General features: G+C 47.0%; 19 protein-coding genes. 15 read left to right on the plus strand and 4 right to left on the minus strand.

The window, feature by feature from the left end; genetic code table 11:
- The first annotated feature begins 1 nt into the window (after position 1).
- On the plus strand, positions 2–709 hold the full coding sequence (locus ACQCN2_RS17745) for an ABC transporter ATP-binding protein (protein ID WP_426930276.1): 708 nt from the start codon (positions 2–4) through the stop codon (positions 707–709).
- Between the two features lie 305 nt (positions 710–1014).
- Here the strand turns inward: ACQCN2_RS17745 and ACQCN2_RS17750 are convergent, their stop codons facing one another.
- From ACQCN2_RS17750 to ACQCN2_RS17765, 4 genes are all read right to left on the minus strand, one after another.
- Positions 1015–1554, minus strand: a complete 540-nt coding sequence (locus ACQCN2_RS17750; RefSeq protein ID WP_426930277.1) for a pyridoxamine 5'-phosphate oxidase family protein — start codon at positions 1552–1554, stop codon at positions 1015–1017.
- A 167-nt stretch (positions 1555–1721) separates the two neighbouring features.
- Positions 1722–2924: a branched-chain amino acid ABC transporter substrate-binding protein gene (locus tag ACQCN2_RS17755; protein WP_426930278.1), complete on the minus strand. Its 1203-nt coding sequence runs from the start codon at positions 2922–2924 to the stop codon at positions 1722–1724.
- Between the two features lie 326 nt (positions 2925–3250).
- The gene (locus tag ACQCN2_RS17760) at positions 3251–4663 is read right to left on the minus strand and encodes a HAMP domain-containing sensor histidine kinase (RefSeq protein WP_426930279.1); all 1413 of its coding nucleotides are present in this window, start codon (positions 4661–4663) and stop codon (positions 3251–3253) included.
- A 7-nt stretch (positions 4664–4670) separates the two neighbouring features.
- On the minus strand, positions 4671–5384 hold the full coding sequence (locus tag ACQCN2_RS17765) for a response regulator transcription factor (RefSeq protein ID WP_426930280.1): 714 nt from the start codon (positions 5382–5384) through the stop codon (positions 4671–4673).
- Between the two features lie 235 nt (positions 5385–5619).
- Here ACQCN2_RS17765 and ACQCN2_RS17770 point away from each other — a divergent pair, with 235 nt between their 5' ends.
- The 14 genes from ACQCN2_RS17770 to gatA all read left to right on the plus strand — a co-directional run bounded on the left by ACQCN2_RS17770 (position 5620) and on the right by gatA (position 23319).
- The gene (locus ACQCN2_RS17770; protein ID WP_426930485.1) at positions 5620–6663 is read left to right on the plus strand and encodes a DUF3048 domain-containing protein; all 1044 of its coding nucleotides are present in this window, start codon (positions 5620–5622) and stop codon (positions 6661–6663) included.
- A 106-nt stretch (positions 6664–6769) separates the two neighbouring features.
- Complete coding sequence (locus tag ACQCN2_RS17775; protein ID WP_426930281.1) at positions 6770–7060, plus strand: YerC/YecD family TrpR-related protein; 291 nt, start codon at positions 6770–6772, stop codon at positions 7058–7060.
- Positions 7061–7077: 17 nt separating this feature from the next.
- Entirely contained in the window at positions 7078–7776 is a 699-nt protein-coding gene (gene pcrB / locus ACQCN2_RS17780) for a heptaprenylglyceryl phosphate synthase (RefSeq protein ID WP_426930282.1), read from the plus strand.
- Between the two features lie 145 nt (positions 7777–7921).
- The gene (gene pcrA, locus ACQCN2_RS17785; protein WP_426930283.1) at positions 7922–10234 is read left to right on the plus strand and encodes a DNA helicase PcrA; all 2313 of its coding nucleotides are present in this window, start codon (positions 7922–7924) and stop codon (positions 10232–10234) included.
- Positions 10235–10255: 21 nt separating this feature from the next.
- Positions 10256–12277 carry an NAD-dependent DNA ligase LigA gene (gene ligA / locus ACQCN2_RS17790; RefSeq protein WP_426930486.1) on the plus strand — a complete coding sequence of 674 codons (2022 nt, stop codon included), beginning with the start codon at positions 10256–10258 and terminating at the stop codon, positions 12275–12277.
- A 36-nt stretch (positions 12278–12313) separates the two neighbouring features.
- Positions 12314–13213, plus strand: coding sequence for a WD40/YVTN/BNR-like repeat-containing protein (locus tag ACQCN2_RS17795; RefSeq protein WP_426930284.1), 900 nt, complete (start codon positions 12314–12316; stop codon positions 13211–13213).
- Positions 13204–14760, plus strand: coding sequence for a Ppx/GppA phosphatase family protein (locus ACQCN2_RS17800; protein ID WP_426930285.1), 1557 nt, complete (start codon positions 13204–13206; stop codon positions 14758–14760). Before ACQCN2_RS17795 ends, ACQCN2_RS17800 begins: the two co-directional genes overlap by 10 nt.
- Positions 14761–14774: 14 nt before the next feature.
- Positions 14775–15848: a CamS family sex pheromone protein gene (locus ACQCN2_RS17805; RefSeq protein WP_426930286.1), complete on the plus strand. Its 1074-nt coding sequence runs from the start codon at positions 14775–14777 to the stop codon at positions 15846–15848.
- Between the two features lie 328 nt (positions 15849–16176).
- Positions 16177–17724: an L-glutamate gamma-semialdehyde dehydrogenase gene (gene pruA, locus ACQCN2_RS17810; protein ID WP_426930287.1), complete on the plus strand. Its 1548-nt coding sequence runs from the start codon at positions 16177–16179 to the stop codon at positions 17722–17724.
- 183 nt (positions 17725–17907) lie between these two features.
- On the plus strand, positions 17908–18867 hold the full coding sequence (locus ACQCN2_RS17815) for an MraY family glycosyltransferase (protein ID WP_426930288.1): 960 nt from the start codon (positions 17908–17910) through the stop codon (positions 18865–18867).
- A gap of 158 nt (positions 18868–19025) precedes the next feature.
- Positions 19026–20507, plus strand: coding sequence for a methyl-accepting chemotaxis protein (locus tag ACQCN2_RS17820; protein WP_426930289.1), 1482 nt, complete (start codon positions 19026–19028; stop codon positions 20505–20507).
- 28 nt (positions 20508–20535) lie between these two features.
- Positions 20536–21387 carry an archaetidylserine decarboxylase gene (gene asd, locus ACQCN2_RS17825; RefSeq protein ID WP_426930290.1) on the plus strand — a complete coding sequence of 284 codons (852 nt, stop codon included), beginning with the start codon at positions 20536–20538 and terminating at the stop codon, positions 21385–21387.
- 145 nt (positions 21388–21532) lie between these two features.
- On the plus strand, positions 21533–21823 hold the full coding sequence (gene gatC / locus ACQCN2_RS17830; protein ID WP_426930291.1) for an Asp-tRNA(Asn)/Glu-tRNA(Gln) amidotransferase subunit GatC: 291 nt from the start codon (positions 21533–21535) through the stop codon (positions 21821–21823).
- 32 nt (positions 21824–21855) lie between these two features.
- The gene (gene gatA / locus ACQCN2_RS17835) at positions 21856–23319 is read left to right on the plus strand and encodes an Asp-tRNA(Asn)/Glu-tRNA(Gln) amidotransferase subunit GatA (RefSeq protein ID WP_426930292.1); all 1464 of its coding nucleotides are present in this window, start codon (positions 21856–21858) and stop codon (positions 23317–23319) included.
- The last annotated feature ends 1 nt before the right edge of the window (position 23320 follow it).

The raw sequence follows: 23320 nt of genomic DNA on the forward strand, positions 1-23320 counted from the left end.
AATGGCGCTATTAGAATTACAGAACGTCCACACCTATTACGGCGGAATCCATGCGTTGAAAGGGCTGACGATCAGAGTTGAACAGGGAGAAGTAGTGACCCTGATTGGATCCAATGGTGCGGGCAAATCAACTACACTTAAAACTATTTGTGGACAGACGAAAGCTCGCGAAGGAAAGGTTATCTTCAACGGCAAAGACATCACCGGATATAAAACGCATGAAGTCGCTTTGGCGGGGATTGCTCACGTTCCGGAAGGTCGCCGTATTTTCCCGAAGCTGACGGTGCGAGAGAACTTGGAGATGGGAGCTTTCTCCGTAACCGACAAGCAAATTATTGACGAAGGAATTGAGCGCGCGTTTCATTACTTCCCTCGTCTGAAGGAACGGATTAATCAAAAAGGTGGAACCATGTCCGGCGGTGAGCAGCAAATGCTGGCGATTGCTCGTGGATTGATGATGAAGCCTAAAATTCTCATGTTGGATGAACCGTCCATGGGATTGGCTCCGATTCTGGTTGAACAAATCTTTGAAATCGTCACCGAGTTGAACAAGGAAGGAATGACCATCCTGTTGGTTGAGCAGAACGCGAATCAAGCACTTTCTGTTGCTCATCGCGGATATGTGATCCAAACAGGGGAAATTATTCTCCAAGACGAAGCAAGTGTGTTGCTCACCGATCCGCAAGTGCGTGAAGCTTACTTGGCGTAAGAAGAAAAAGGGACTGTCACCGTAAGTGGTGAAGTCCTTTTTTTGTTGTATCGGAATGCATAATTACTTTACAGTGGTAAAGTAATTATGCATTCTTCCATTTGCGCAAGCCCATTAAGAAAAGACATCGTCCGCTTGCAGCCTCCTTGGAAGTGAAGCCTAGCGAAGGAAAGGAGAAAGGGAAAAGAGGCGCCACTCAACCCCGTAGGGGCGCGAAGCGTTTGGCGACTCCCTTTCGGATTGAGAGAGCGGACTTCTTTACTTCATTGCGAACTTCCACAGAGCGAAAAGGGACGAAGTCTTTTCTAATCTTGAGAATCCATTCTTTGGGTCCGTCCTGGATAAAACATCTCGTCTGTCTTTACCGGGTTTTCTTTTGCCGTAAGTGTTAAAGCCTCCATTCGATAGAGAGCGACACCGTGTCCGCGCGAAGAACGGTATTTGATGACATGCTGTTGAGAGAGTGGCGAGGCGTAATAGCCTGGAACGTATTTATCCAGCATCCGGTCTAATGCCTCGGTTGCTTCAACAGGATCATGGACAAGCTCAGCGTTGCCAAAGATCATCACGCTCATATAGGCTGTGTCCGTATGGGCGGGAACCGGTTGGGCGATGGTCCCGTATTCCTCACTGACGGTAAAACAGCAGGAAGGGTTTTGATGAATCAAATCCACCTTTTTTCCTTGGTCTGAACCGTGAAAGTAGATGCGATTGTCCCACCAAAGATAGTTTAAGGGGACGACATAGGGGGAGTTGCCATCAGTCAGGCCAAGAAAGCCAATCCGTGCTGACGTAAGGAACTCTTCAATTTTGGTTTGGTCTTCACAAGCTCTCATGGGAATCATAGCGGTGCTCCTTTTCATCAGTGACTTCTCATTATGGTAAAAGACTCATGTCATGGTGAAAAGGGGCAAAATTAGAATAGTGCGTGGGGTCAGAGATCGATAGACAATGAAGAAGACCAAAAAAACCCGCTAATCGCTGTTACGCGTTAGCGGGTTTCGTCGAAGTATTACTTGGCTTCTCCTTTGAACTCAGCTTTGTCTTTGCCATATTCATAGATGAATACTTTTGCGGAAGTATTGTCGCCTTTGTCATCAAAGGTAACATCTGTGAAGAGGCCTTTAAAGCCGGAAGTAGAGCGAATTGCGTTCATTACTTGCTCGCGGGATGGCTTTTTGCCACCATTCTCTTTGATTGCTTTCTCGATTCCATTCAGGGCTACCAGTGTAGCGTCATAGGAGAATGGAGAGAAGGCAGCTGGGTCTTTACTGAAAGTGGTTTTGTATTTGTCGATCCATTTTTTGCCTTCATCAGTGGAACGGGTATCGCCGACAACGGTTGCGTAAACGATACCAGGTGCGGCATCTCCGGCGATTTTGTAGATATCATTGGACTCGATACCTTCGCCGCCCATCAGTTTGCCTGTGAAGCCCTTTTCCTTCGCCTGCTTCGCGATGATTCCGGCTTCCGCGTACATACCGCCGAAGAAGATCAGATCAGGTTTTTTCGCAATGACTTGGTTGATGACGGCACTGTAATCTTTTTCGCCAGCTGTTACCCCTTCATAGCCTAATTCCTGAACGCCAAGATCTTTGAAAGACTTGCGAACCTCATCTGCAAGGCCTTGTCCATACGCTGTTTTGTCGTGGATCAGGAAAACGGACTTAATGCCCAAAGTGTCTTTCGCGTATTTAGCGGCTGCAGGAGCGATGGTGTGGTTTGTAGCTACGATTCGGTTAACTGATTTTTTGCCATCTTCAGTCAATTGCACGCCTGTGTTGGCTGGAGAAACCATAGGCAGCTTGGCTTCTTCGTATTTAACAGAAGCGGGAATCGCTACTCCTGTATTGTAGTGACCGATAACGGCTAACACGTCGTTATCAGAGATGAGCATTTCTGCGTTGGCTACCCCTTGTTTTGGGTCAGCTTGGTCATCCTGCGGGAAAAGTTGAAGATCGAATCCTAGCTTTTTGAAGTCCTCCGCGCGATCTTTCACCGCTAACTCGGCGCCCAGTTTAATTCCTTCACCTTCAAGTGATTGAGAACCTGAGAGTGGGCTTTGCGTAGCGATTTTGATCACAGTGGAACCGCTGGCGGCATTTCCGCTTGCTCCTCCTGCGTTACTGCTCGCACCGCCGCCGCAGCCAGCAAGCAAAGAAGTAACGAGAAAAGAGGAAAGTAACAAAGAAACAATTTTGTTGCGTTTCTGCATTTTTATGCAACCCCCAATACTACTTTTTGATTTTTCTATACTTTATAAACATATCAGTTGTAAGCGGTTTCGTCAATTAACGACAAGGTGAAACCATGGATGAAATCCTAAATTTATCAGGCTGTTTGTCGAAAAAATATATAATGGCGCAAATTAATTCATAGAAAATTCAATATATTATGTCTATTAAATTTAATGGTCAGAAACTGTATTTCACATACAATAAAATTTGATCGATAGAATGAAAAATGATCAATAGAATAGATGAAAATAGAAAATGAAAAAAGCGAGGAACAATCCCCTCGCTTCTCGCTTTCTTTGCTGGCTTATTGGCTACGCTTCAACTGAGTTTTGGGCAGGAGGATCGTAAAAGAAACCCCAAGCTCGGTATTGGATGCTTGTATAGTGCCATGGTGCGCCTCGATAACAGCTCTCGCGATCGCAAGCCCAAGGCCATGCTTTCCGCTTTTGCCCTTGCGGAAGCGTTGAAACAGGTTGGGCAGAAGAGCTTCATCGATGGGCGGACCGTCATTGGAGATCACGATTTGTACGTCATCCTGCAGTGATTCGGCTTCAACTTTTAATAAACTTTTGGCATACCGGAGCTGATTTTCCAGGATATTGACGAAGGCAGTACTAAGCTGCTCGCCGTCACCTTCTACCTTTACTACAGACGGAATGGCGATTTCCCAGTGAATCTGCGGATTTAAAACATGCAGACGTTGCTGGAGGTAGAAGAACATCTCGGAAAGCTGCAAAGGCGTGATTTCCAGCATCTCTTCGACCGACTCGATTTTGGTCAGATAAAGCAGTTGCTCCACGACATCCTCTAGCCGTCTGCTTTCTTCCATAATGATCTGCAAGCCCTTCTCTGCCTGCACGCCTTTAAATACGCCTTCGAGCAGTCCTTGCGTATACCCTTGGATCGCCATGATCGGGGTTTTCAGTTCATGGGAAATATTCTGCACAAAGTGACGCTGAGATTCGTCGTAATCCTTCAATTGATTTTTCATCGAGTCGAACGAACGAGCCAGTTGACCGATTTCGTCCTGTCGATCAAGCGAGAGGGGAATATCAAATTGGCGGTTCGCGATCTTCTGGCAGATATCCTCCAATTTTCGCAGCGGCTTGCTTAGATAGCTGCTAAACCAGACGGCAAGAATCCAGCTGACGAGTAGAAGGATTGTAAAGACCAGAAAGAACTGTTTTTGCAAAATGGTGTTAATCTGGTTAAGCTCCTGTTCCTTGGAGAACAGTACGAGATAGTAAGGGAATCCGTGAAAATTCATGCGCTTGCTGACGAACAAATAGGATTCATCCGGCTGATTCAGCGTTCCGTGCTGAAGCTCGTTACTCTTGGCGGTAGCCGCGCGGTTATATAAGTAAGTCGTTTGTGCTTCTGTAATCGGTTGATCGCTTCGATGTCCCAACAGACCGCCGTTTGTGTCGAAAACCAAGACGTTAAATGAATACGTGTAGTTTTGTAAAAGTAATTGCAGGAAAAATGGAGCGGATGCTGGCACAGGGAGTAATTCGTTTTTCTCGTTAAACGAGATGTGGCTGGAGAGAGCATCGAACTCTTCCTCCAGCAGGCTAAAGGTATTCTGTACAAGATATTGCTTGATGGCAAACGGATACAGAATACCTACACCGGCTCCCAGTGTGATAGTCAGAATCATGAAGAGAATCACGATTTGGCGAGAAAGGGGCCAGTTTTTCAGATGAATACGCAGTCTCATCGCCTCCTCACTCCTGTGTCATACGATAGCCAAATCCGTAGACGGTTTCGATTGGGAACTTGGCCATTTTTTTACGGATTCGTTTGACCAAATCATCGACTGCCCGATCGGAGCCGATATAATCATCTCCCCAGACAGCCGTGAGAATCTGTTCTCTCTGAAGTGCTTGTCCACGGTTGCGCACAAGGTAGAGGATGAGATCGAATTCTTTGGTCGTCAGTTCGATTTGCTCATGGGCGTCTTTGATTTGACGGCCCTTTTCGGAGATTTGATACGGACCTACCTGAATCCAGTCCTGATAACCTTGTGCTGGTGGTTGGCTGGCCGGCAGGGAATTTCCTCTTTCGTACGTGCGTTGTAGCAGCTTTTGCACCCGGATCACCAATTCGCGCGGTAAAAACGGTTTGGCCAGATAATCGTCACTGCCAAGCTCCAGACCAATGATTTTATCGATATCCTGATCGCGCGCCGAAATGAAAATGATCGGGACATCTGATTTGCCTTTGATCTGGCGAAGCAGCTCGTAGCCGTCTATATCAGGCAGCATGATATCTAGTATCCACAGATGGGGAGCGTCGTACTTCAGTGCTTCCAACGCTTCTTCACCAGTCTGGAACGCTCTCACTTCATAGCCTGCGTTTTGTAAGTAGGGTTTTAACAACTCCAGCAGATTAACCTCATCTTCTACAAGGTGAACGATATAGGTAGTGGGTTGAACCATTCGTTACATCTCTCTTTCTAGTCGAAAAATGGGGGTGACCTAATTCCATCATATCAGATAATCAAGTGATGCACAGGAAATGCGACTTCTTTCAGTCTAGGGAATGGGTGTGGCAACCAAAAGAGAGAAATGTGTAAAAGTATAGGAATTTGCTCTTGCGTCACCATAAGGAGGATTATTATGGATGTTGCAGAAAAAGAATAAGGTACGGGTGAAATATAGAAGGAGTGGTCACATGCTGAAACGAACCAGAATGCTGCTGATACCTATCGCCTTGTGCTCCTTGTTAGCCGCATGCAGCCAAGACGTCGCAACCAAGCCGGTCGATCCCAAGCAGCAGCCAACTGTTGCGCCTACTGGCCCCATCTCAACAACCAAACCGTACACGGCTCCATTCACAGGAGTTGCTGTTGATCATAAGTTGGACAATCGGCCGATTATGGTCATGGTCAACAATCATCCCAAGGCACGTCCCCAATCGGGTTTAGATAAAGCGGACATTGTTTATGAGATTCTGGCGGAGGGAGAAGTGACACGCTTCATCGCCATCTATCAAAGTCAGAAACCGGAAGTAGTAGGACCAGTAAGAAGCATTCGCCCCTACTTTATTCAGGTGGGAGCTGGCTTTGACGCTGTCATGGTGCACGCTGGAGGAAGTCAGGAAGCGCTGGATACCTTGGCTCACTCCGATTACTCATCCATTAATGAAATTAGTAACGGCGCCTATTTTTGGCGCGAGAAGTTCCGCAAAGCGCCGCATAACCTATATACCGACTTGGATCACATTGAAAAAGCCATGCAGGATAAAGGGATGCGCATGAAGTCTGAGCTTCCGTATATCTCTTTCTTGCCTGCTGACACGACCATACAAGAGGGAGAGCCAGCCGCCCATATTGATGTGACCTTCCACCCTGCTTACAAGGTGTCCTATCAGTACGATCCCAAAACCAAACGGTACCTTCGCTTTACACAAGGGCAGCCGCATCTGGATTTGACGACGAATCAGCAGCTTTCTGTAACTAATTTGCTCGTGGTGTCAGCCAAACATCGGGTTCTGGATAAAGAAGGCCGCAGAAGCGTGGATGTCGTAGGCCCAGGGGATGGATACCTGTTCCAAGAGGGCAAAGCCCGCAAGATCAAATGGAAGCGCAGCGGAGGCGTCATTCGTGCCTATACGGATATCAGCTTTACGCAGGAATTGCCTTTGTTGCCGGGGAATACGTGGATGAATATCGTTCCGGATTCGCCAGGATTATCGAAGGAATTGAAATATCAGTAAACACTTGAATTGGAAGCGTTTTTTTTCTAATATAGTGAATGTAGGTCTTTAACGCATAAAAATTTTACAGAGACAAATAATTTCCCACAATAATGGGGTGATCGAGATGCAATTGGAGAAGCTGAAGGGAAAAGGTATTGAACAATTATTCGAGGCGATTCTCTCGCTTGAGTCGATGGAAGAATGCTATCAATTCTTTGATGATTTGTGCACGATTAATGAAATGCAGTCGCTTGCGCAAAGATTGGAAGTGGCACGCATGCTTCGCAAAGGGTTTACCTATAACCAGATTGAAGCGGAAACCGGAGCCAGTACGGCAACGATTTCGCGTGTGAAGCGCTGTCTGAACTACGGCAATGACGGCTATCAGCTTGCCTTGGAGAGAATTGGCAAATAGGCAGGAGGCTTGTTGACGTGATTGATTACAGTGGTTGGCGCCACGCGTTTAAACTAGATCCGGATAAACCGATTGACGACGATGCGTTGGAAGCTGTTTGTGAATCGGGTACCGATGCGATTCTGGTAGGGGGAACGCTTGGTGTTACCTATGAGAACACACTTGATTTAATGGCGAGAATCAGACGATATGCCGTTCCTGCGGTCTTGGAGCTGTCCAACCTGCAATCGGTAGTTCCTGGATTTGACGCCTACTTCGTCCCGCTTGTCTTGAATGCGGGTGATTCGGATTGGTTATTTGCTCCACATGTGGAGGGCTTGAAGGAATACGGTGCCTATATTCACTGGGAGTCGATTTATTCGGAAGGGTACTTGATCTTCAACGAGGACTCCTCAGTGGCACAAGTAACCAAAGCGCGACCGATTCTGACAGGGGAAGAAGCAAAGGCCTATGCTCAAGTAGCCAGCAAGATTTGTCGTTTGCCGATTGTCTATCTGGAATACAGTGGAACTTACGGCGATGTCGAGATGGTTCGCGCCGCTAAATCGGTGCTTGAAGAGACGCATGTATTTTATGGTGGCGGCATTCGGACAGTCGAACAGGCGCAAGCAATGGCTGAAATCGCAGACACGGTAGTTGTAGGCAATGCGATTTACGACAATCTGGAGCAAGCGCTGGAGACTGTGCAAGCCGTGAAAAACGTTTGCCGAAAATAAATAGTTCAAGGCTGCTGCGTAGTACGAGAATTTCTTGTACTACGTTTTTTGCTTTTCGTCAGAAAAACTGGCATACAGGGGTAATCTGTGCCAAAATAGGAACGTATGATTTCTTTTTTGATGTGAAAGGTGGCAATGAGACTTTATGTCAGCACGTGAAAAGATTCTTTTTGGCTTAAATCCGGAGCAACGGGAAGCGGTTGTGAAAACAGACGGACCTGTTCTCATCTTGGCAGGAGCGGGCAGTGGGAAAACACGCGTATTGACTCAGCGAATTGCCTTTTTGATACAAGAGATGAATGCTGCGCCATGGAGCATACTGGCGATTACTTTTACCAATAAAGCGGCACGCGAAATGCGCGAGCGTGTCGGACGTATTGTCTCCCAAGGTGCTGACGATATTTGGATTTCTACTTTTCACTCCTTGTGCGTGCGAATTTTGCGCAGGGATATTGATCGGATGGGCATTAGCCGAAGCTTCTCCATTCTTGATGCGGGCGATCAACAGAACGTCATCAAGCAATGCTTAAAAGAACTGAATCTCGATCCAAAAAAATATGAACCAAGAAGTGTGCTTGCGGCGATCAGCGGCGCGAAGAATGAACTGTTAGACCCCAAAATGTACGAGAAACGGGTAGGCGATCCGTTTACCAAAGCGGTTTCTCAAGTGTATGAACTCTATCAGAAAAAGCTGAAGCGGAATCAGTCGCTTGATTTTGATGATCTGATTATGACGACCGTTCGCCTATTTCAGGATGTGCCGGAAGTGCTGGAGTATTACCAGAAGAAGTTCCGTTACATTCACGTGGACGAGTATCAGGATACGAACCGCGCGCAATATCTGCTCATATCCATGTTGGCGGCCAAGTGGCGCAACGTATGCTGTGTAGGGGACGCGGATCAGAGTATCTATAAATGGCGTGGCGCCGATATATCGATCATTTTAAATTTTGAGAAGGAATATCCGGAAGCGACCACAATCAAGCTGGAGCAAAACTACCGTTCGACCAAAACCATTCTCGAAGCGGCCAATGCGGTGATTGCCAAAAACGTCAATCGCAAGCCGAAGAATCTCTGGACCGAAAATCCAGGAGGGGATAAAATATATGCCTTCGAGGGAGATTCGGAGCATGATGAAGCATATTTTATCGTCGAAACGATTAAGCAACAGTTGGCTACCTATAAACGATTTGACAAGTTTGCCATTCTCTATCGAACCAATGCGCAGTCCCGGGTATTGGAGGATGTTCTGATTAAATCGACCATTCCCTACACAATCGTGGGCGGCTTGAAGTTCTATGATCGCAAGGAGATTAAAGATATTCTCGCTTACCTGCGATTGATCTCTAATCCGGACGATGACATTAGCTTGGTTCGGATTATTAATGTGCCCAAGCGAAGTATCGGGGACACTACCGTTGAGAAGATTCAAGCGTACGCATCGGCTCATGGGATGACGATGTTTAAAGCGATTCAGGAAGTAGGTTACATGGGGCTTCCGTCGCGTACGACCAACGCGATTGGGGCATTCGGCGAGTTGATCTCCAATTTGATCGAAATGTCGGATTACCTAAGCGTAACAGAGCTGGTTGAAGAGGTGCTGAAGCGTACGGGCTACCGTGACGCGTTGAAAGAAGAGAAGTCTCTCGAAGCGGAAGCAAGACTCGAGAACATCGAGGAGTTTCTGTCCGTTACGCAGGAGTTTGAGAAGAAAAGTGAAGACCGCACGCTGCTGGCATTCTTGACAGATCTAGCTTTGGTTGCGGATATCGATACGCTGGGAGATCAGGAGCAAGCAGACGATGTTCCGGCTGAGGGCCAAGTGACCTTAATGACGCTGCATAGCGCCAAAGGTCTGGAGTTTCCTGTGGTGTTCCTTGTGGGGATGGAAGAGGGCGTCTTTCCACATAACCGCGCGCTGTTTGACGACAGCGAGATGGAGGAAGAACGTCGCCTAGCCTATGTAGGGATCACTCGCGCGGAAGAGAGACTCTACTTGACGAGAGCGCGAATGAGAACCTTGTTTGGTCGGACGAATACCAATGCGGCTTCCCGATTCTTTAACGAAATCCCTGGAGAATTGCTGGATGGATTTGTTTCAAGAGAATCCAGCGGTGGCGGCTGGGGTCGACCAGGTATGGGGGGTGGCTCAAGCTACGGCGCTAGTTCTGGCGCTCGTACCGAGAAGTTCAGCTACGGGTCCCATGCTCGTCCCGCGTCCGCTTCGTTTGCTCGTCCGGCTACGATTCAACCGGCAGCAGGCAAAACCCCAATGCATGGTGGAGCAGCAGGAGTGGACTTTAAAACAGGAGATAAAGTAAGTCATGCCAAGTGGGGCATTGGAACAGTCGTGAGCGCCAAGGGCACAGGCGATAATCTTGAGATCGATATCGCTTTCCCTTCCCCAACAGGGATCAAGAAGCTGTTGGCTAAATTTGCTCCAATCACCAAGGTGTAAGGAAAAGAAAGGATGAACGGAATGGATCGGGTAACCGCAGAGACGCGTATTGAAGAATTAAGGAAACAAATTGATCGCCATAATCGTCTGTATCATATAGAAGACCGTCCGGAAATTTCCGATCAAGAGTATGATCAATTGATGCGTGAATTGCAAGGGCTCGAGGATGCGTTTCCTGATCTTGTCGTCCCTGATTCCCCGACGCAACGCGTGGGGGGAACACCCCTTCCGTTCTTTGAAAAAGTAGAACATCGTACGCCGATGCTAAGCCTTGGCAACGCGTTTGGCGAGGATGATTTGCGCGATTTTGACCGTCGTGTGAGGCAAGGGGTAGGAAATCAACAGGTTCGCTATGTTTGCGAGCTCAAAATTGACGGGCTTGCGGTTTCCCTGCGCTATGAAGACGGATTGTTTACAACCGGGGCTACTCGTGGAGATGGGCAGGTTGGGGAGGATATTACCCAGAATCTCAAGACCATCCACCAGGTCCCGCTTCGTCTCAAGCAACCAATCAGTTTGGAAGTGCGCGGCGAGGCGTATATGCCCAAGCGAGCTTTTGAGCGGTTGAACAAAGAGCGTGAGCAACGCGGCGAAGCTTTGTTTGCCAATCCGCGCAACTCTGCTGCAGGTTCCTTGCGTCAGCTAGATCCCAAGATCGCTGCCAGTCGTTCTTTGGATACGTTTATTTATGGAATTGGCGAGTGGAATGGAGAAGCGATCACTTCTCACAGTGAAGGATTAACTTCGCTGAAGGAGCTAGGCTTCAACGTCAATCCAGAGTGGCGATTGTTTGACGATATTGAAGGGGTTATTGAGTTCGTCAATGGCTGGACCGAGAAGCGGCCTCACCTTCCGTACGAGATAGACGGAATGGTGATCAAAGTGGACAGCTACGCGCAGCAGCAGGAGCTGGGCTTCACGGCTAAAAGTCCTCGCTGGGCGATCGCTTACAAGTTCCCAGCGGAAGAAGCTATTACTGTTCTTGAGGATATTGAACTTAGCGTCGGTCGTACGGGTGTCGTGACGCCAACAGCCATCTTGAAACCGGTAAGTCTGGCGGGGACTACCGTAAAACGAGCATCCCTGCATAATGAGGACATTATCCGTGAAAAAGGGCTGATGCTGGGTGATCATGTCGTCGTGAAAAAAGCGGGAGATATTATCCCAAAAATTGAAGAAGTTCTCATTGAACGCAGAACGGGTAATGAACGTCCTTTTGTTATGCCGACTCATTGCCCGGAGTGTAACAGCGAATTGGTACGCTTAGAGGAAGAAGTGGCGCTTCGTTGTATCAATCCGGAGTGTCCCGCGCAGATTCGCGAAGGCATGAGCCATTTCGTCTCCAGGCAGGCCATGAACATCGACGGATTGGGCGAAAAAGTAGTCGCTCAGCTCTTTGCTCTTGGCCTGATCCACAGTGTGGCAGATCTTTACTATTTACATGAGAAGAAAGATCAGTTATTACAAGTAGAGCGGATGGGCGCCAAATCAGTCGATAACATGCTGGAAGCAATTGAGGCCAGCAAGCAGAATTCCGTGGAGAAGCTTCTCTTTGGCTTGGGAATTCGCTTGGTTGGTTCCAAGGCGGCTCGTACATTGGCAGAGCACTTTGGCCATCTGGATCGGATTCGTGAAGCGAGCTCTGAAGACTTAACCGCTATTGACGAGATCGGACCTAAGATGGCGGACAGTATCATCGCTTATTTCTCGATGCCACAGGTGGATGCGTTAATTGAGCGCATTCGTCAAGCTGGAGTCAATCTGGAGTACAAAGGTACTCGTATCGAAAACGCGGAAGGCTTGCCGTTTGCAGGAAAGACTGTCGTACTCACTGGAACGCTTGAGCAGCTTTCCCGTCAGGAAGCTGAAGAGAAAATCACTCAGCTCGGGGGAAAAGTAACCAGCAGTGTGAGTAAGAAAACCGATTTGGTGATTGCTGGCGAAAAAGCTGGCTCCAAGCTGGAGAAAGCTGAAAAACTAGGAATTGCTGTTATAGATGAAGCAAGCTTCTTATTACTCATCAACGAATCGACAACTCCGTAAGAAGTAAGCATGGTATTACGGGAAGGGTGATTAGGGATGAACAAACAGACCGCAAGAAAAGTATGGATGATCGGGGGGCTGGTGGCAGCTCTTTTGGTAGGATGTACTCCGCAGAACCAGGAGGAGAGAAAAATTTCACATACTTCACCGGTTCAAGCAGCACAGATTCCTGGTGATTTAACCTATCAGGATGTGTTGCAAACTGGGGAGCAAATTCATTTCGCCTACGTCTCCCCCCAAGACCTGCGAATCTTATTGGGCACCCATGCAGGCATTTATGGGTCGGCAAAAGATGGCTTGTGGTCTGCGTATTCGCCCGAAATGGCCAAAAGCGATATTACAGGAATTTATGTGGAGCCGAGTAATCCACACTGGATTTACGTGGCGGGAAATCAGGTGAGTAAGCTTACTCATGATGGAGGGAATACCTGGAAGAATGTTTCAACAGGGCTTCCAACTCCATTGGACATTCGTTCAATCGCTGGATTTAGCACGGGCCAAGGTGTAAATCTCTTTGCTTACGTGGAAAACGAAGGGATTTACAAGTCGAGTGATAGCGGAGAGCATTGGAAAAAATGGCTTGCTGTTAACACGGAAGTGATTGCCATGGATTATGATAAAAATAGCAATCGGCTCTATATACTGACTCAAGAAGGGCTATTCTTTGAGGAGAATGGTCATCTAAATCAAGAGGGCACACCTGTCGCGCGGCAAATGTACTCTTTTTCAATCGACCGTGACAATAACCGAATCTATCTCGCGACCGATCAGGGTGTTATGATGAAATCGGATGGCAAGTGGGAGTCATTAGGCAAACAGCTCCCCGAACAAGTCATTCTGCTTGCATCTGGTTCCATTGGTCATCAAATGATTGCGGTAGGAGAATCCGCCTCGCTTTATCTGCTGCAAGATAACCAATGGGAGAAATGGGAATAGAAATTAGCGCAAAGGAGTGGCCGACGCTGAACAAAATCGCCATCATTGATATGGGATCCAACTCCATCCGCATGGTTGTGTTTCAAGTAAGTGAAAAGGTCTACCATCTAATTGATGATACCAAGGAAACCGTTCGTTTAAGCGAAAATATGGGATCCGATCAAACGCTGAAGCCACCAGCCATCAAACGGGCGCTGGCGACTTTGACAAGGTTTATGAAAATTTGCCGGTCAAGGGGTGTTACGGCCATTTTTCCGATAACAACGGCGGCTGTTCGACAAGCAAAGAATCAGATAGAATTCCTCAATCAGGTAGAGCGAGAAACTGGGCTTCGCTTTCGTGTGTTAAGCGGCCAAGAAGAAGGCTACTACGGATTTTTAGGTGTCATTAATGGATTTTCTCTTCCATCAGGTTTTACTCTGGATATTGGAGGGGGAAGTTCGGAGGTCACCCTGTTTGAAGAACGGGAGTTGAAGCGAGCTGTTAGCTTGCCGTTTGGCGCGCTCACGTTGCATGAACAATTTAAGGAGAAGATAGGGGATCTCAAGCTGTTCCTGCGCAAGGTTTACCAACAGTACGATTGGATGAATACTCCAAAGGGTATTCCGCTGATCGGGCTTGGCGGAACAGTACGGAACATCGCGAAGGTTCATCGCCATCTCACCAACTATCCATTAGAAAGTGCCCATTATTATGAAATGACAAAAGCGCAGGTGGATGAGACGATGAATCATCTTACCACCTTAACCATACAAGAGCTGCAATCCCTGCCCGGTCTATCAAAGGATAGAGCGGATATTATTGTTTCCGGCGGATTGATTATTCAGATGCTGATGGAAGTCTGCCATGCCCCTAGTTTGTACATTAGCGGCAACGGGTTAAGAGAAGGACTTTTTTACGAACATTATTTTGGGCCGAGGGAAGTTCAAAGCGGTAAAGATGTGACGATGGCCGACGTCACTAACACGATGCAATATTACAATGTAGACATGGAACATTCCCGTCACGTGGCTTTCCTTTCCGAACGTCTGTTTGATCATCTGAAGCCGATTCACAAGATGGGGGAGAGTGAGCGGCAACTGCTCTTTATCGCTGCTCATCTGCATGATGTGGGAGTAGCGGTCAGCTATTACGAGTGGCAGAAGCATACCTTCTATGTGCTTCTTCATTCCAAGCTGGCGGGATTGAATCATCGAGAGCGCCTGCTGGTCGCCATGATCGCTTCCTTTAAAAATAAGAAGAAGACTCGTGAGTGGGTGCTTCCTTACCAAACAATCGTCAAGCCAGAAGACGAGGATTTGGTCCAAAAATTAAGCCTGTTGCTGTTGATGGCGCGAGCGTTTGATCGCGCTTTGTCCAGCGATATTGTAGATGTTGTATGCGATTTGGAAGAGAAAGAAATTAAGATCATTGCCAAGACAACCAGCCAGGATATAGCGCTTGAACTGAAAGAGGCAAAAGAGCTGCAACAGAAATTTGCCAAAGTGTTCGGATCTGGCTATCAATTAATAGCCGATTACGTGAACGAACCACGTTTCAAAAAATAAAGGAGTTTTTGTAAATGAAAAAACGTACTTCTAGAATTGCTATGGCAGCCTTATCCTGTTTGTTGGCTGTCTTCACCTCTGCCTGCTCGTTGATTCCAGGAAAAGATAATGCATCCAATCCGGCAACTCCTTCGATTTCTTCTACCGTCGACGTCAATGAAAATTACTACTCGGGTCTGTTCCCTTATAAAGAGAACAAGACACGTGGAATGTTAAGCAAACTAAAGAGTTACCGGATTGATTTCAGTCATCTGGAGCTTGGCCTGATGGAGATCGCGCGGGAGACGTATAAGGAAGATGACTACTATTTCCAAGAGGGACAAGTTATCCCCGCTAATCAAGTGAAGGCATGGCTTTCGTCTCCAAGTGAGGACCCGGCCGGATTAAATCCGGAAAAGGGAGGGAACTTGCTGGTTAATGTTTTGGAACATGACTATTTGGATAAGAACAGTAAGAAGCTCTCAGGAATCGTTCTTGGCCTGACGTTATCCCCTCGCTATAAAGACGCGTCAGGACAGGACAAGATGTATTCAACGGATGAACTGAGAACCAAGGGAGAGCAGTTGGCTTCCCATATCGTGACTAAGGTTCATACTCTGGCTCCGCAAATTCCGATGGTAGTGGCGCTTTATCAGGTACCGGACAAAAGCTCAACGCTTGTTCCAGGGCATTTTATTTTAACGGGGACCGTCAATGCCAATGAAAGCAGTGTCTCCAAATGGCAACCGATTGACGAAGCCTACTACTTGTTCCCAAGTGATGATGTGTATAAAGCCTATCCGCAAATCTCACTGCAATACGATAAGCTGATGAAACAAACCCAATCCTTCTTTGGAGAATATATCGGGCTTACAGGTGTTGGTCGATTCATGGATGGACAGTTAATCGAGATGAACCTCACAGCAACGGCAGAATATGATTCTCGTACGGAGGTACTCCAGTTTACACAATATGCGGCCACGTTGATCGATCAGCTGTTTGACAAGAAAGTTCAAGTAAATCTGTACGTTCAATCCGTTAATAAACCGTTAGCCATCTATATACGCCCGGCGAATGGGGAAGGATATATGCACATATACCGTCAGTAAAAAAGTGTAAAGCCTTCTTTGTTTAAAATGTTTCTACTGTACAAACGTGTGTAAATGTGTGCAAGAATTCATTTCTTGCACACAACTGTTCAGAGAGTGGTTTTGTGCCAAATTTTTTGGCGGCTGCCAAGTATTTTTGCAGAAGACGGGGTCATTCTTCATCAAATTGTTGATTTTTGTGAGCCGGCATCGATTGATTGGATCGGACGGAATGCCGAACATGCGCCAACACTGGAATTAGATTGTTTCGGAGGCGTTGGTATGATCCTTGCATTAAACTATTCCACGTAAGAAACGTTAAGCAGTAGGAATTGAGGAGGCGACATTCGTGCAAGTAGAATTCAAGAATGAACCATTTACTAATTTTAAATTACCTGAGAACAAGCAAGCCTTCGAAAAAGAGCTTGCTAAAGTAGAAAGCGAAATGGGCCGTGAATACGATATAATTATTGGCGGCGAACGAATCCGTACCGAAAAGAAAATCAATTCCATTAACCCTTCTAATAAAGAGCAAGTAGTTGGGGTAGTTTCTCAAGCTGACCAAGCGTTGGCTGAAAAAGCGATCCAAACAGCTTTGAATGCATTCGAGACTTGGAAGGATGTCAATCCGCAAGCTCGTTCCCGTTACCTCTACAAAGCAGCTGCGATCATGCGCCGCCGCAAACATGAATTCTCCGCTTGGCTGGTAAAAGAAGCAGGTAAAAGCTGGGCAGAAGCAGATGCGGATACAGCAGAAGCGATCGACTTCATGGAATACTATGGCCGTCAAATGGATCGTCTGGCTGAGCGCCAACCATTGACTCGTATTCCAACTGAAGACAACGAATTGTACTATGTTGGACTTGGTGTGGGTATCGTTATCCCGCCTTGGAACTTCCCATTGGCGATCATGGCAGGTATGACAACGGCAGCGATCGTTTCAGGTAACACAGTTGTATTGAAACCAGCTTCCACTACACCAGTTATCGCCGCCAAATTCATGGAAATTCTTGAAGACGCTGGCGTACCTGCAGGTGTTGTCAACTTCTTGCCAGGAAGCGGCGGAGAAGTGGGCGACTACTTGGTAGAGCACCCAATGACTCGCTTCATCAGCTTCACTGGTTCCCGTGACGTAGGTCTTCGCATCAACGAATTGGCTGCGAAACCTCGCAAAGGTCAAAAATGGATGAAACGACTCATTGCTGAGATGGGCGGTAAAGATTCCATCGTAGTTGACAACGATTGCGATTTGGAAGCAGCCGCACAAGCGATCGTAGCGTCCGCTTTCGGCTTCTCCGGTCAAAAATGTTCCGCTTGCTCTCGCGCGATCGTTCATGCTGACGTGTATGACCAAGTATTGAACCGCGTAGTAGAATTGACCAAAGAATTGACAATTGGCGATGTTGTAAACCCTGAGTTCTACACAGGCCCAGTTGTTGACGCTAAAGCATACAACAAAATCCTTGAATACATCGAGATCGGTAAATCCGAAGGTAAATTGATGGCTGGTGGCGAAAAAGGCCCAGAAACAGGCTTCTTCATCCAACCAACTGTTATTGCTGATGTAGCTGAAGATGCTCGCCTCATGCAAGAAGAGATCTTTGGACCAGTTGTTGCGTTCTGCAAAGCGAACGATTTCGATCACGCAATGGAAATCGCAAACAACACCGAATACGGTTTGACTGGTTCTGTGTACAGCCGCAACCGCGCACACCTTGAAAGAGCTCGTAACGAATTCTTCGTAGGTAACCTGTACTTCAACCGTAAATGCACAGGCGCACTCGTTGGCGTACATCCATTTGGCGGATTCAACATGTCCGGTACCGACTCCAAAGCCGGTGGACCAGACTACTTGCTGCTCTTCACGCAAGCGAAATTGGTTTCTGAATTGCTGTAAGAAGGTTATTGAATCGGATAAAATATCTGAATCAGATTTCATATGCGCAAGTCACCCTTTCTTCTATGGAGAGGGTGGCTTTTTAACGTATTTAGAGAGGTTATGTCTTTCTTTCCACTGGTTATATCCCCACCCAAAAGCCCAAACTAATACAAATCAATTCCTTTTGGGGTGGTGGTTAGCGTGTACGTCTATATTCTAGCGTTATTAGCCTCCTTCTTTTTAGTGTATTTACTCATTCCGCTAGCGAAACGGTTCGCTTGGAAGATTCGCTTGCTCGACATGCCAACGGGGCGAAAAGCCCATGGACGTCCGATGCCACTATCCGGGGGAATCGCGATGTTCACTGGGATAGCATTTATCCTGTTGCTATTTGCCAGAGATGAACCACTGATCTGGGTTTTGATTGTTGGAGGAGCACTCCTTATTGGAATCGGAACAGTCGATGATTGGTTCAAGGCGAATCAGATGGAATTTCCGGTATCGCCCAAGTTAATCGTCCAGATCATGGTGGCTGTCATGGCTTTTTTAATGAATATTCGGTTTCAGGGGATGAATCTCTCTCTTTTTGCGGATCAAGCGGACATTGTGGAATTTCCCGTTTGGTTATCTTTTGTAGCCACTGTTCTATGGATCGTCGGGTTAATTAACATGGTGAACTTCCTGGATGGAGCAGATGGTCTGGCTGGTGGAGTGGTGACGCTTTCGGCAACGACGATGTTTTTTATCTCGTTTGTGAAACAACAATCCCTTACGGCAATGATTGCCATTGTCATAGTAGGTGGGACATTGGCATTTTTGCGCTTTAATTTTTACCCCGCTCAGGTATTCATGGGGGATGCTGGATCCACCTTTCTTGGATATGCGCTAGCCATCGTTTCCTTGGAAGGCCTGATGAAGGGAGCGACGCTTATTTCATTATTCGTCACGATTCTTGCGCTGGGAGTACCCGTTATGGATACGTTGCAGGTGATGATTAGTCGCTTGTTAGCGGGGAAACCGATGTATCAGGCTGATCGACGACACATGCATCACCGATTGATGTCCAAAGGCTTGACAGCCAAGCAGACGGTAGTTGTTTTGTATATCATCAGTATCATTTTCTCGGCTGTTTCTTTATGGCTTTTTCTCTATGTGGTATAACTGCATGAAAAATTACTGGAAATTCTTCGCTATTTATTAATAGACTCACTTCATCTGTTCACTTAGATGTGGTAATGTAAAATAAGTGTGAACTTTATCCATCCGAAAAATGGGAGAGTAGATATGAACATGGATCGAGTAGCAAGGGGAGGAAGCTCATGTTGAATGGATTATTGAACTTGGTCAGAAACACGCTTACGAATAAAGATGGATTTATGATTTTTGTGTTATGGAATCACTTATGGATATCTGTCCTCGTTTGGCTCCATTCAGGAGTTTCTTACTGGAGTATTGTTTCATTTGGTTTACTTGTCACTCTGATTGTCTCTCCATGGTATTTTATCAAGAATGATAGTATCGCTCTTCGCTACTTTGTGGCGATAGGTTTGGTTTACTATACGCTTGCCTTTAATCATGTGACGGAATACGCGGAAGTCAGTTTTCTTGTTTTCATGAGTTTAGGGATCTTGGCTGCCTATTTGGATTGGAAATTGATCGTTACGACTGGAGCACTCTATCTTGGCGCCTATTTCTTGGGATACAATTGGGGCTTAATTGATCTTTTTGATGGTTCAAGCACATTAGCCGATGTGTTACTGGGTGCAGGTGCGATCATTTTCATGTGTGTTGGTTTGGTCTACCTCTGTCTTTCTGGGCAAGCTACACTGCGACAAGCTCACAACGCGCGACTGGATGCGGAAGAGAAGCAGAAGCAACTCGCTATTGTGCTTGATGAAGTCACACATGTAACGGAGACGCTTGACGAGACTTCCCGCCATGTGAATGATAATGCTGACGCTACACGACGCAACACAGACGACATGATGAGCGCCTTCAAGGAAGTGGCATCCGGTATGGAATCGCAAGCCAACTCCACTTGTAAAATCGAAGAAGAGATTCAGTCCATCGACAGCGAGATCAAGGTGGTTAACGAACAATCCTTTACGATGAAGGAAGAAGCGGAGAAAAATAACCGTCGCCTTTCTACTGGTATCGAAATGATGGAGGAGCTGTCTAATCAAATGAATCATATCGTCGATACGGTTCGCGTGGCGTCCGCGACGATTTATCAGTTGAATGAGCGCACCGAAAAGGTTGAATCGATTGTCAGCGCGATTAATCAGATTGCGACCCAAACCAACCTGTTGGCCTTGAATGCGGCGATTGAATCTGCTCGTGCTGGGGAACATGGAAAAGGCTTTGCCGTTGTAGCCGATGAAGTTCGCAAGCTGGCGGAACAAAGCGCAAGTGCGACCCAAGAGATCGCTACGATTCTGGAATCGCTCCGACTTGAGAGTCAGAACGCGGTTAAACAAATGCAACAAGGGGAATCCTCTGTCTTTAAAGGTCAAGAGATCGCCAACAACACGGCGCAATCCATGGAAAAAGTGAAGACGGGCATGGAATCGTTCATGCAGGCCGTTGAGTATGTTCGCACCAGTATGGATAAAGTAAAACGTCGCTCAAGCGAAGTGACGGATGAAATGTCCAATATCACCTCGATTACAGAAGAATCCGTTGCGAGTTTGGAAGAAGTGTTTGCGACGGCCGAATCTCAACGTGAGAAGATTACCCAAATTGCTGAACAAATCCATCATTTGAATAATTTGTCGACCACATTGCGTAAAACATTGAAATAAACCAAGAAGCATTACAAGGAGTTGCATTATGAAAAAACGATTGATTGGCGGATTAATTCATCGGCTTCCACAGAATTCGATGTCTCGGACAATGGGAAAGATCATGGCTTCCCGATTCAGCCGTCTAGCGATTCGCCATTACATCCGCATGTACAATATCGACCTGTCCGACGTAGAGAGGCCTGTAGGTGAATTCAAATCGCTGAAGGAATTCTTCATTCGGCGATTAAAACCAGGAGCGCGCCCGATTGAAGCAGATCCACGCGTGATCGTAAGCCCAGTAGATGGAACCATCTCACAGCTGGGCGATATTCATGAAGGCACATTGATTCAGGCAAAAGGAAAAGACTATCGGGTAGCGGAACTATTGGGACATGATCAGGAATTCTCCGATAAGTTTCACGGTGGATCGTTCATGACGATATACCTCAGTCCGCGTGACTATCATCGTATCCATGCGCCGATTGATGGAAAGCTGATGAAATACTCCTATCTGCCAGGGCGACTCTATCCGGTTAATCAGATCGGTGTTGAACAAGTGGAGAATTTGTTTGCTCGCAACGAAAGGCTGATTACGTTTATCGATAACCAGGAGATGGGTTGCGTAGCTGTGGTGAAGGTTGGGGCTTTGTTCGTAGGTAGTGTCAAAGTTGTCTATAATCGCGCCACCACCAATGTCCCGGGCGGCAAACAAATCACAGAAACAATCGAGGGATCACCCGCTATTCATAAGGGAGACGAATTGGGCTGGTTTGAATTTGGCTCAACCGTTATTCTCCTGTTTGAGAAAAATCAAGTGGAATGGGCGCAAGGAATTGCCGAAGGATCTGTTTTGCGAATGGGACAGAAGCTGGCTGTTCAAGTAAGCTCATCCAAATAATTCCATTTAAAATTGGCCTAAGCGAAAAAAAGCTATAGGTCAATTTTATTTTGCTGAATATTCAGGCCTTGGGAAATTGACGAATCACATTTTATTCAAGTATCATCAATGTTATGGTTTGATTTGAAGACGGGGGTGTCTAGACATGAGTGATATTACTCGAGAGCAGGTTGAACATGTAGCCAACTTGGCGCGCCTGCAATTAACAGAAGAAGAAACCGAACGATATACCAAGGATTTGAATGCGATCCTGGATTTTGCGGCCAAACTGAATGAGTTGGACACTTCACAAGTTGCTCCAACCAGCCACGCGACTGATGTGAAGAATGTCATGCGTGAAGATGCTGTACGCCCTTCCCTTACTCGTGAGGAGGCACTGCGTAACGCTGCTGATCAGGAAGACGGGCAATTTAAGGTTCCTGCGGTATTTGAATAAAGGATAGGTGGATAGGAAGGGAGGAAACTGACGTGTCATTATTAGAGAAACGACTGTCTGAACTACATAGTGGTTTGCGAAATAAAGAAATAACCGTAACCGACCTCGTGAAGGAATCCATTGAGCGAGTGAATGAGGTAGATTCCAAAGTGAAAGCTGTTCTGGCTGTAAACGAAGAATTAGCGTTTGAGCAGGCCAAAGCTTTGGACGAGCGTCTGACCAAAGGGGGCGACGAGATTGGCTTGCTTTTTGGGCTTCCAACAGGTCTAAAAGACAACATCGTGACCAAAGGAATGAACACCACTTGTGCGAGCAAGCTTTTGGCCAACTATGATCCTGTTTTTGATTCTACGGTTACGAAGAAGCTGAAAGCATCCGATGCCGTGATTGTCGCCAAATTGAACATGGACGAGTTCGCGATGGGTGGTTCCAATGAGAACTCCGGCTTTTTCCCTGCGCGCAACCCATGGAACCTTGACTGTGTGCCAGGTGGATCCAGCGGCGGTTCAGCAGCGGCAATGGCAGCGGGAGAATTCTTCTTCACGCTAGGCTCTGATACAGGTGGATCGATTCGTCAGCCAGCGGCGTTTTGTGGTGTTGTTGGATTGAAGCCTACCTATGGACGAGTTTCCAGATTTGGCCTTGTGGCGTTTGCTTCTTCTCTCGATCAGATCGGGCCATTGACCAAGAACGTGGAAGATTCGGCTTTTGTGTTACAGGCTATTGCAGGTCATGATGCGATGGATTCCACTTCTGCCAATGTGGAGGTTCCAGATTATCTGTCCGCTTTAACAGGAGATGTGAAGGGGCTTCGAATTGGTGTTCCTAAAGAGTTGTTAGGAGAAGGGATCGATCCGGAAATTCGCGAATCCGTTCTCGCAGCGTTGAAGCAGTTGGAGAGCATGGGTGCCACCTGGAGTGAAGTCTCCATGCCACACACTCAGTATGCGGTTCCTGCTTACTATCTGTTGGCTTCTTCTGAGGCGTCGTCCAACCTGGCTCGTTTTGACGGGATCCGTTATGGAGTACGTGCGGATAATCAAGAGAATTTGATTCAGCTGTACAAAGAAACCCGCAGCCAAGGCTTCGGACCAGAAGTGAAACGCCGTATTATGCTGGGAACCTATGCGCTTTCCTCAGGATATTATGACGCTTACTATAAAAAGGCACAGCAAGTACGCACCTTGATCATTCAAGATTTCCAAGACGTATTTGCTAACTTTGACGTGATTATTCACCCGACAACTCCATCCACCGCATTCAAACTGGGAGAGAACGCTGATGATCCGGTGAAAATGTATCTGGAGGATATTTGTACGGTACCTGTTAACTTGGCAGGCCTGCCAGCGATTAGTGTTCCATGCGGCTTCTCTTCGGAAGGAATGCCGATTGGATTGCAGATTGTCGGCAAGGCGTTTGACGAAGCAACCATTCTGCGCGTAGCTCATGCCTACGAGCAGGCGACCAATTTCCATACAAGAAAACCGGTATTGTAAG

It is taken from the genome of Brevibacillus ginsengisoli (genome assembly GCF_050113715.1).
GTDB lineage: Bacteria > Bacillota > Bacilli > Brevibacillales > Brevibacillaceae > Brevibacillus_H > Brevibacillus_H ginsengisoli.

Bases quoted from the DNA above. Each gene is read 5' to 3' on its own strand.
- ACQCN2_RS17745 (WP_426930276.1), top strand. From the start codon at position 2: ATGGCGCTATTAGAATTACAGAACGTCCACACCTATTACGGCGGAATC.
- ACQCN2_RS17750 (WP_426930277.1), bottom strand. From the start codon at position 1,554: ATGATTCCCATGAGAGCTTGTGAAGACCAAACCAAAATTGAAGAGTTC.
- ACQCN2_RS17755 (WP_426930278.1), bottom strand. From the start codon at position 2,924: ATGCAGAAACGCAACAAAATTGTTTCTTTGTTACTTTCCTCTTTTCTC.
- ACQCN2_RS17760 (WP_426930279.1), bottom strand. From the start codon at position 4,663: ATGAGACTGCGTATTCATCTGAAAAACTGGCCCCTTTCTCGCCAAATC.
- ACQCN2_RS17765 (WP_426930280.1), bottom strand. From the start codon at position 5,384: ATGGTTCAACCCACTACCTATATCGTTCACCTTGTAGAAGATGAGGTT.
- ACQCN2_RS17770 (WP_426930485.1), top strand. From the start codon at position 5,620: ATGCTGAAACGAACCAGAATGCTGCTGATACCTATCGCCTTGTGCTCC.
- ACQCN2_RS17775 (WP_426930281.1), top strand. From the start codon at position 6,770: ATGCAATTGGAGAAGCTGAAGGGAAAAGGTATTGAACAATTATTCGAG.
- pcrA (WP_426930283.1), top strand. From the start codon at position 7,922: ATGTCAGCACGTGAAAAGATTCTTTTTGGCTTAAATCCGGAGCAACGG.
- ligA (WP_426930486.1), top strand. From the start codon at position 10,256: ATGGATCGGGTAACCGCAGAGACGCGTATTGAAGAATTAAGGAAACAA.
- ACQCN2_RS17795 (WP_426930284.1), top strand. From the start codon at position 12,314: ATGAACAAACAGACCGCAAGAAAAGTATGGATGATCGGGGGGCTGGTG.
- ACQCN2_RS17800 (WP_426930285.1), top strand. From the start codon at position 13,204: ATGGGAATAGAAATTAGCGCAAAGGAGTGGCCGACGCTGAACAAAATC.
- ACQCN2_RS17805 (WP_426930286.1), top strand. From the start codon at position 14,775: ATGAAAAAACGTACTTCTAGAATTGCTATGGCAGCCTTATCCTGTTTG.
- ACQCN2_RS17820 (WP_426930289.1), top strand. From the start codon at position 19,026: ATGTTGAATGGATTATTGAACTTGGTCAGAAACACGCTTACGAATAAA.
- asd (WP_426930290.1), top strand. From the start codon at position 20,536: ATGAAAAAACGATTGATTGGCGGATTAATTCATCGGCTTCCACAGAAT.
- gatC (WP_426930291.1), top strand. From the start codon at position 21,533: ATGAGTGATATTACTCGAGAGCAGGTTGAACATGTAGCCAACTTGGCG.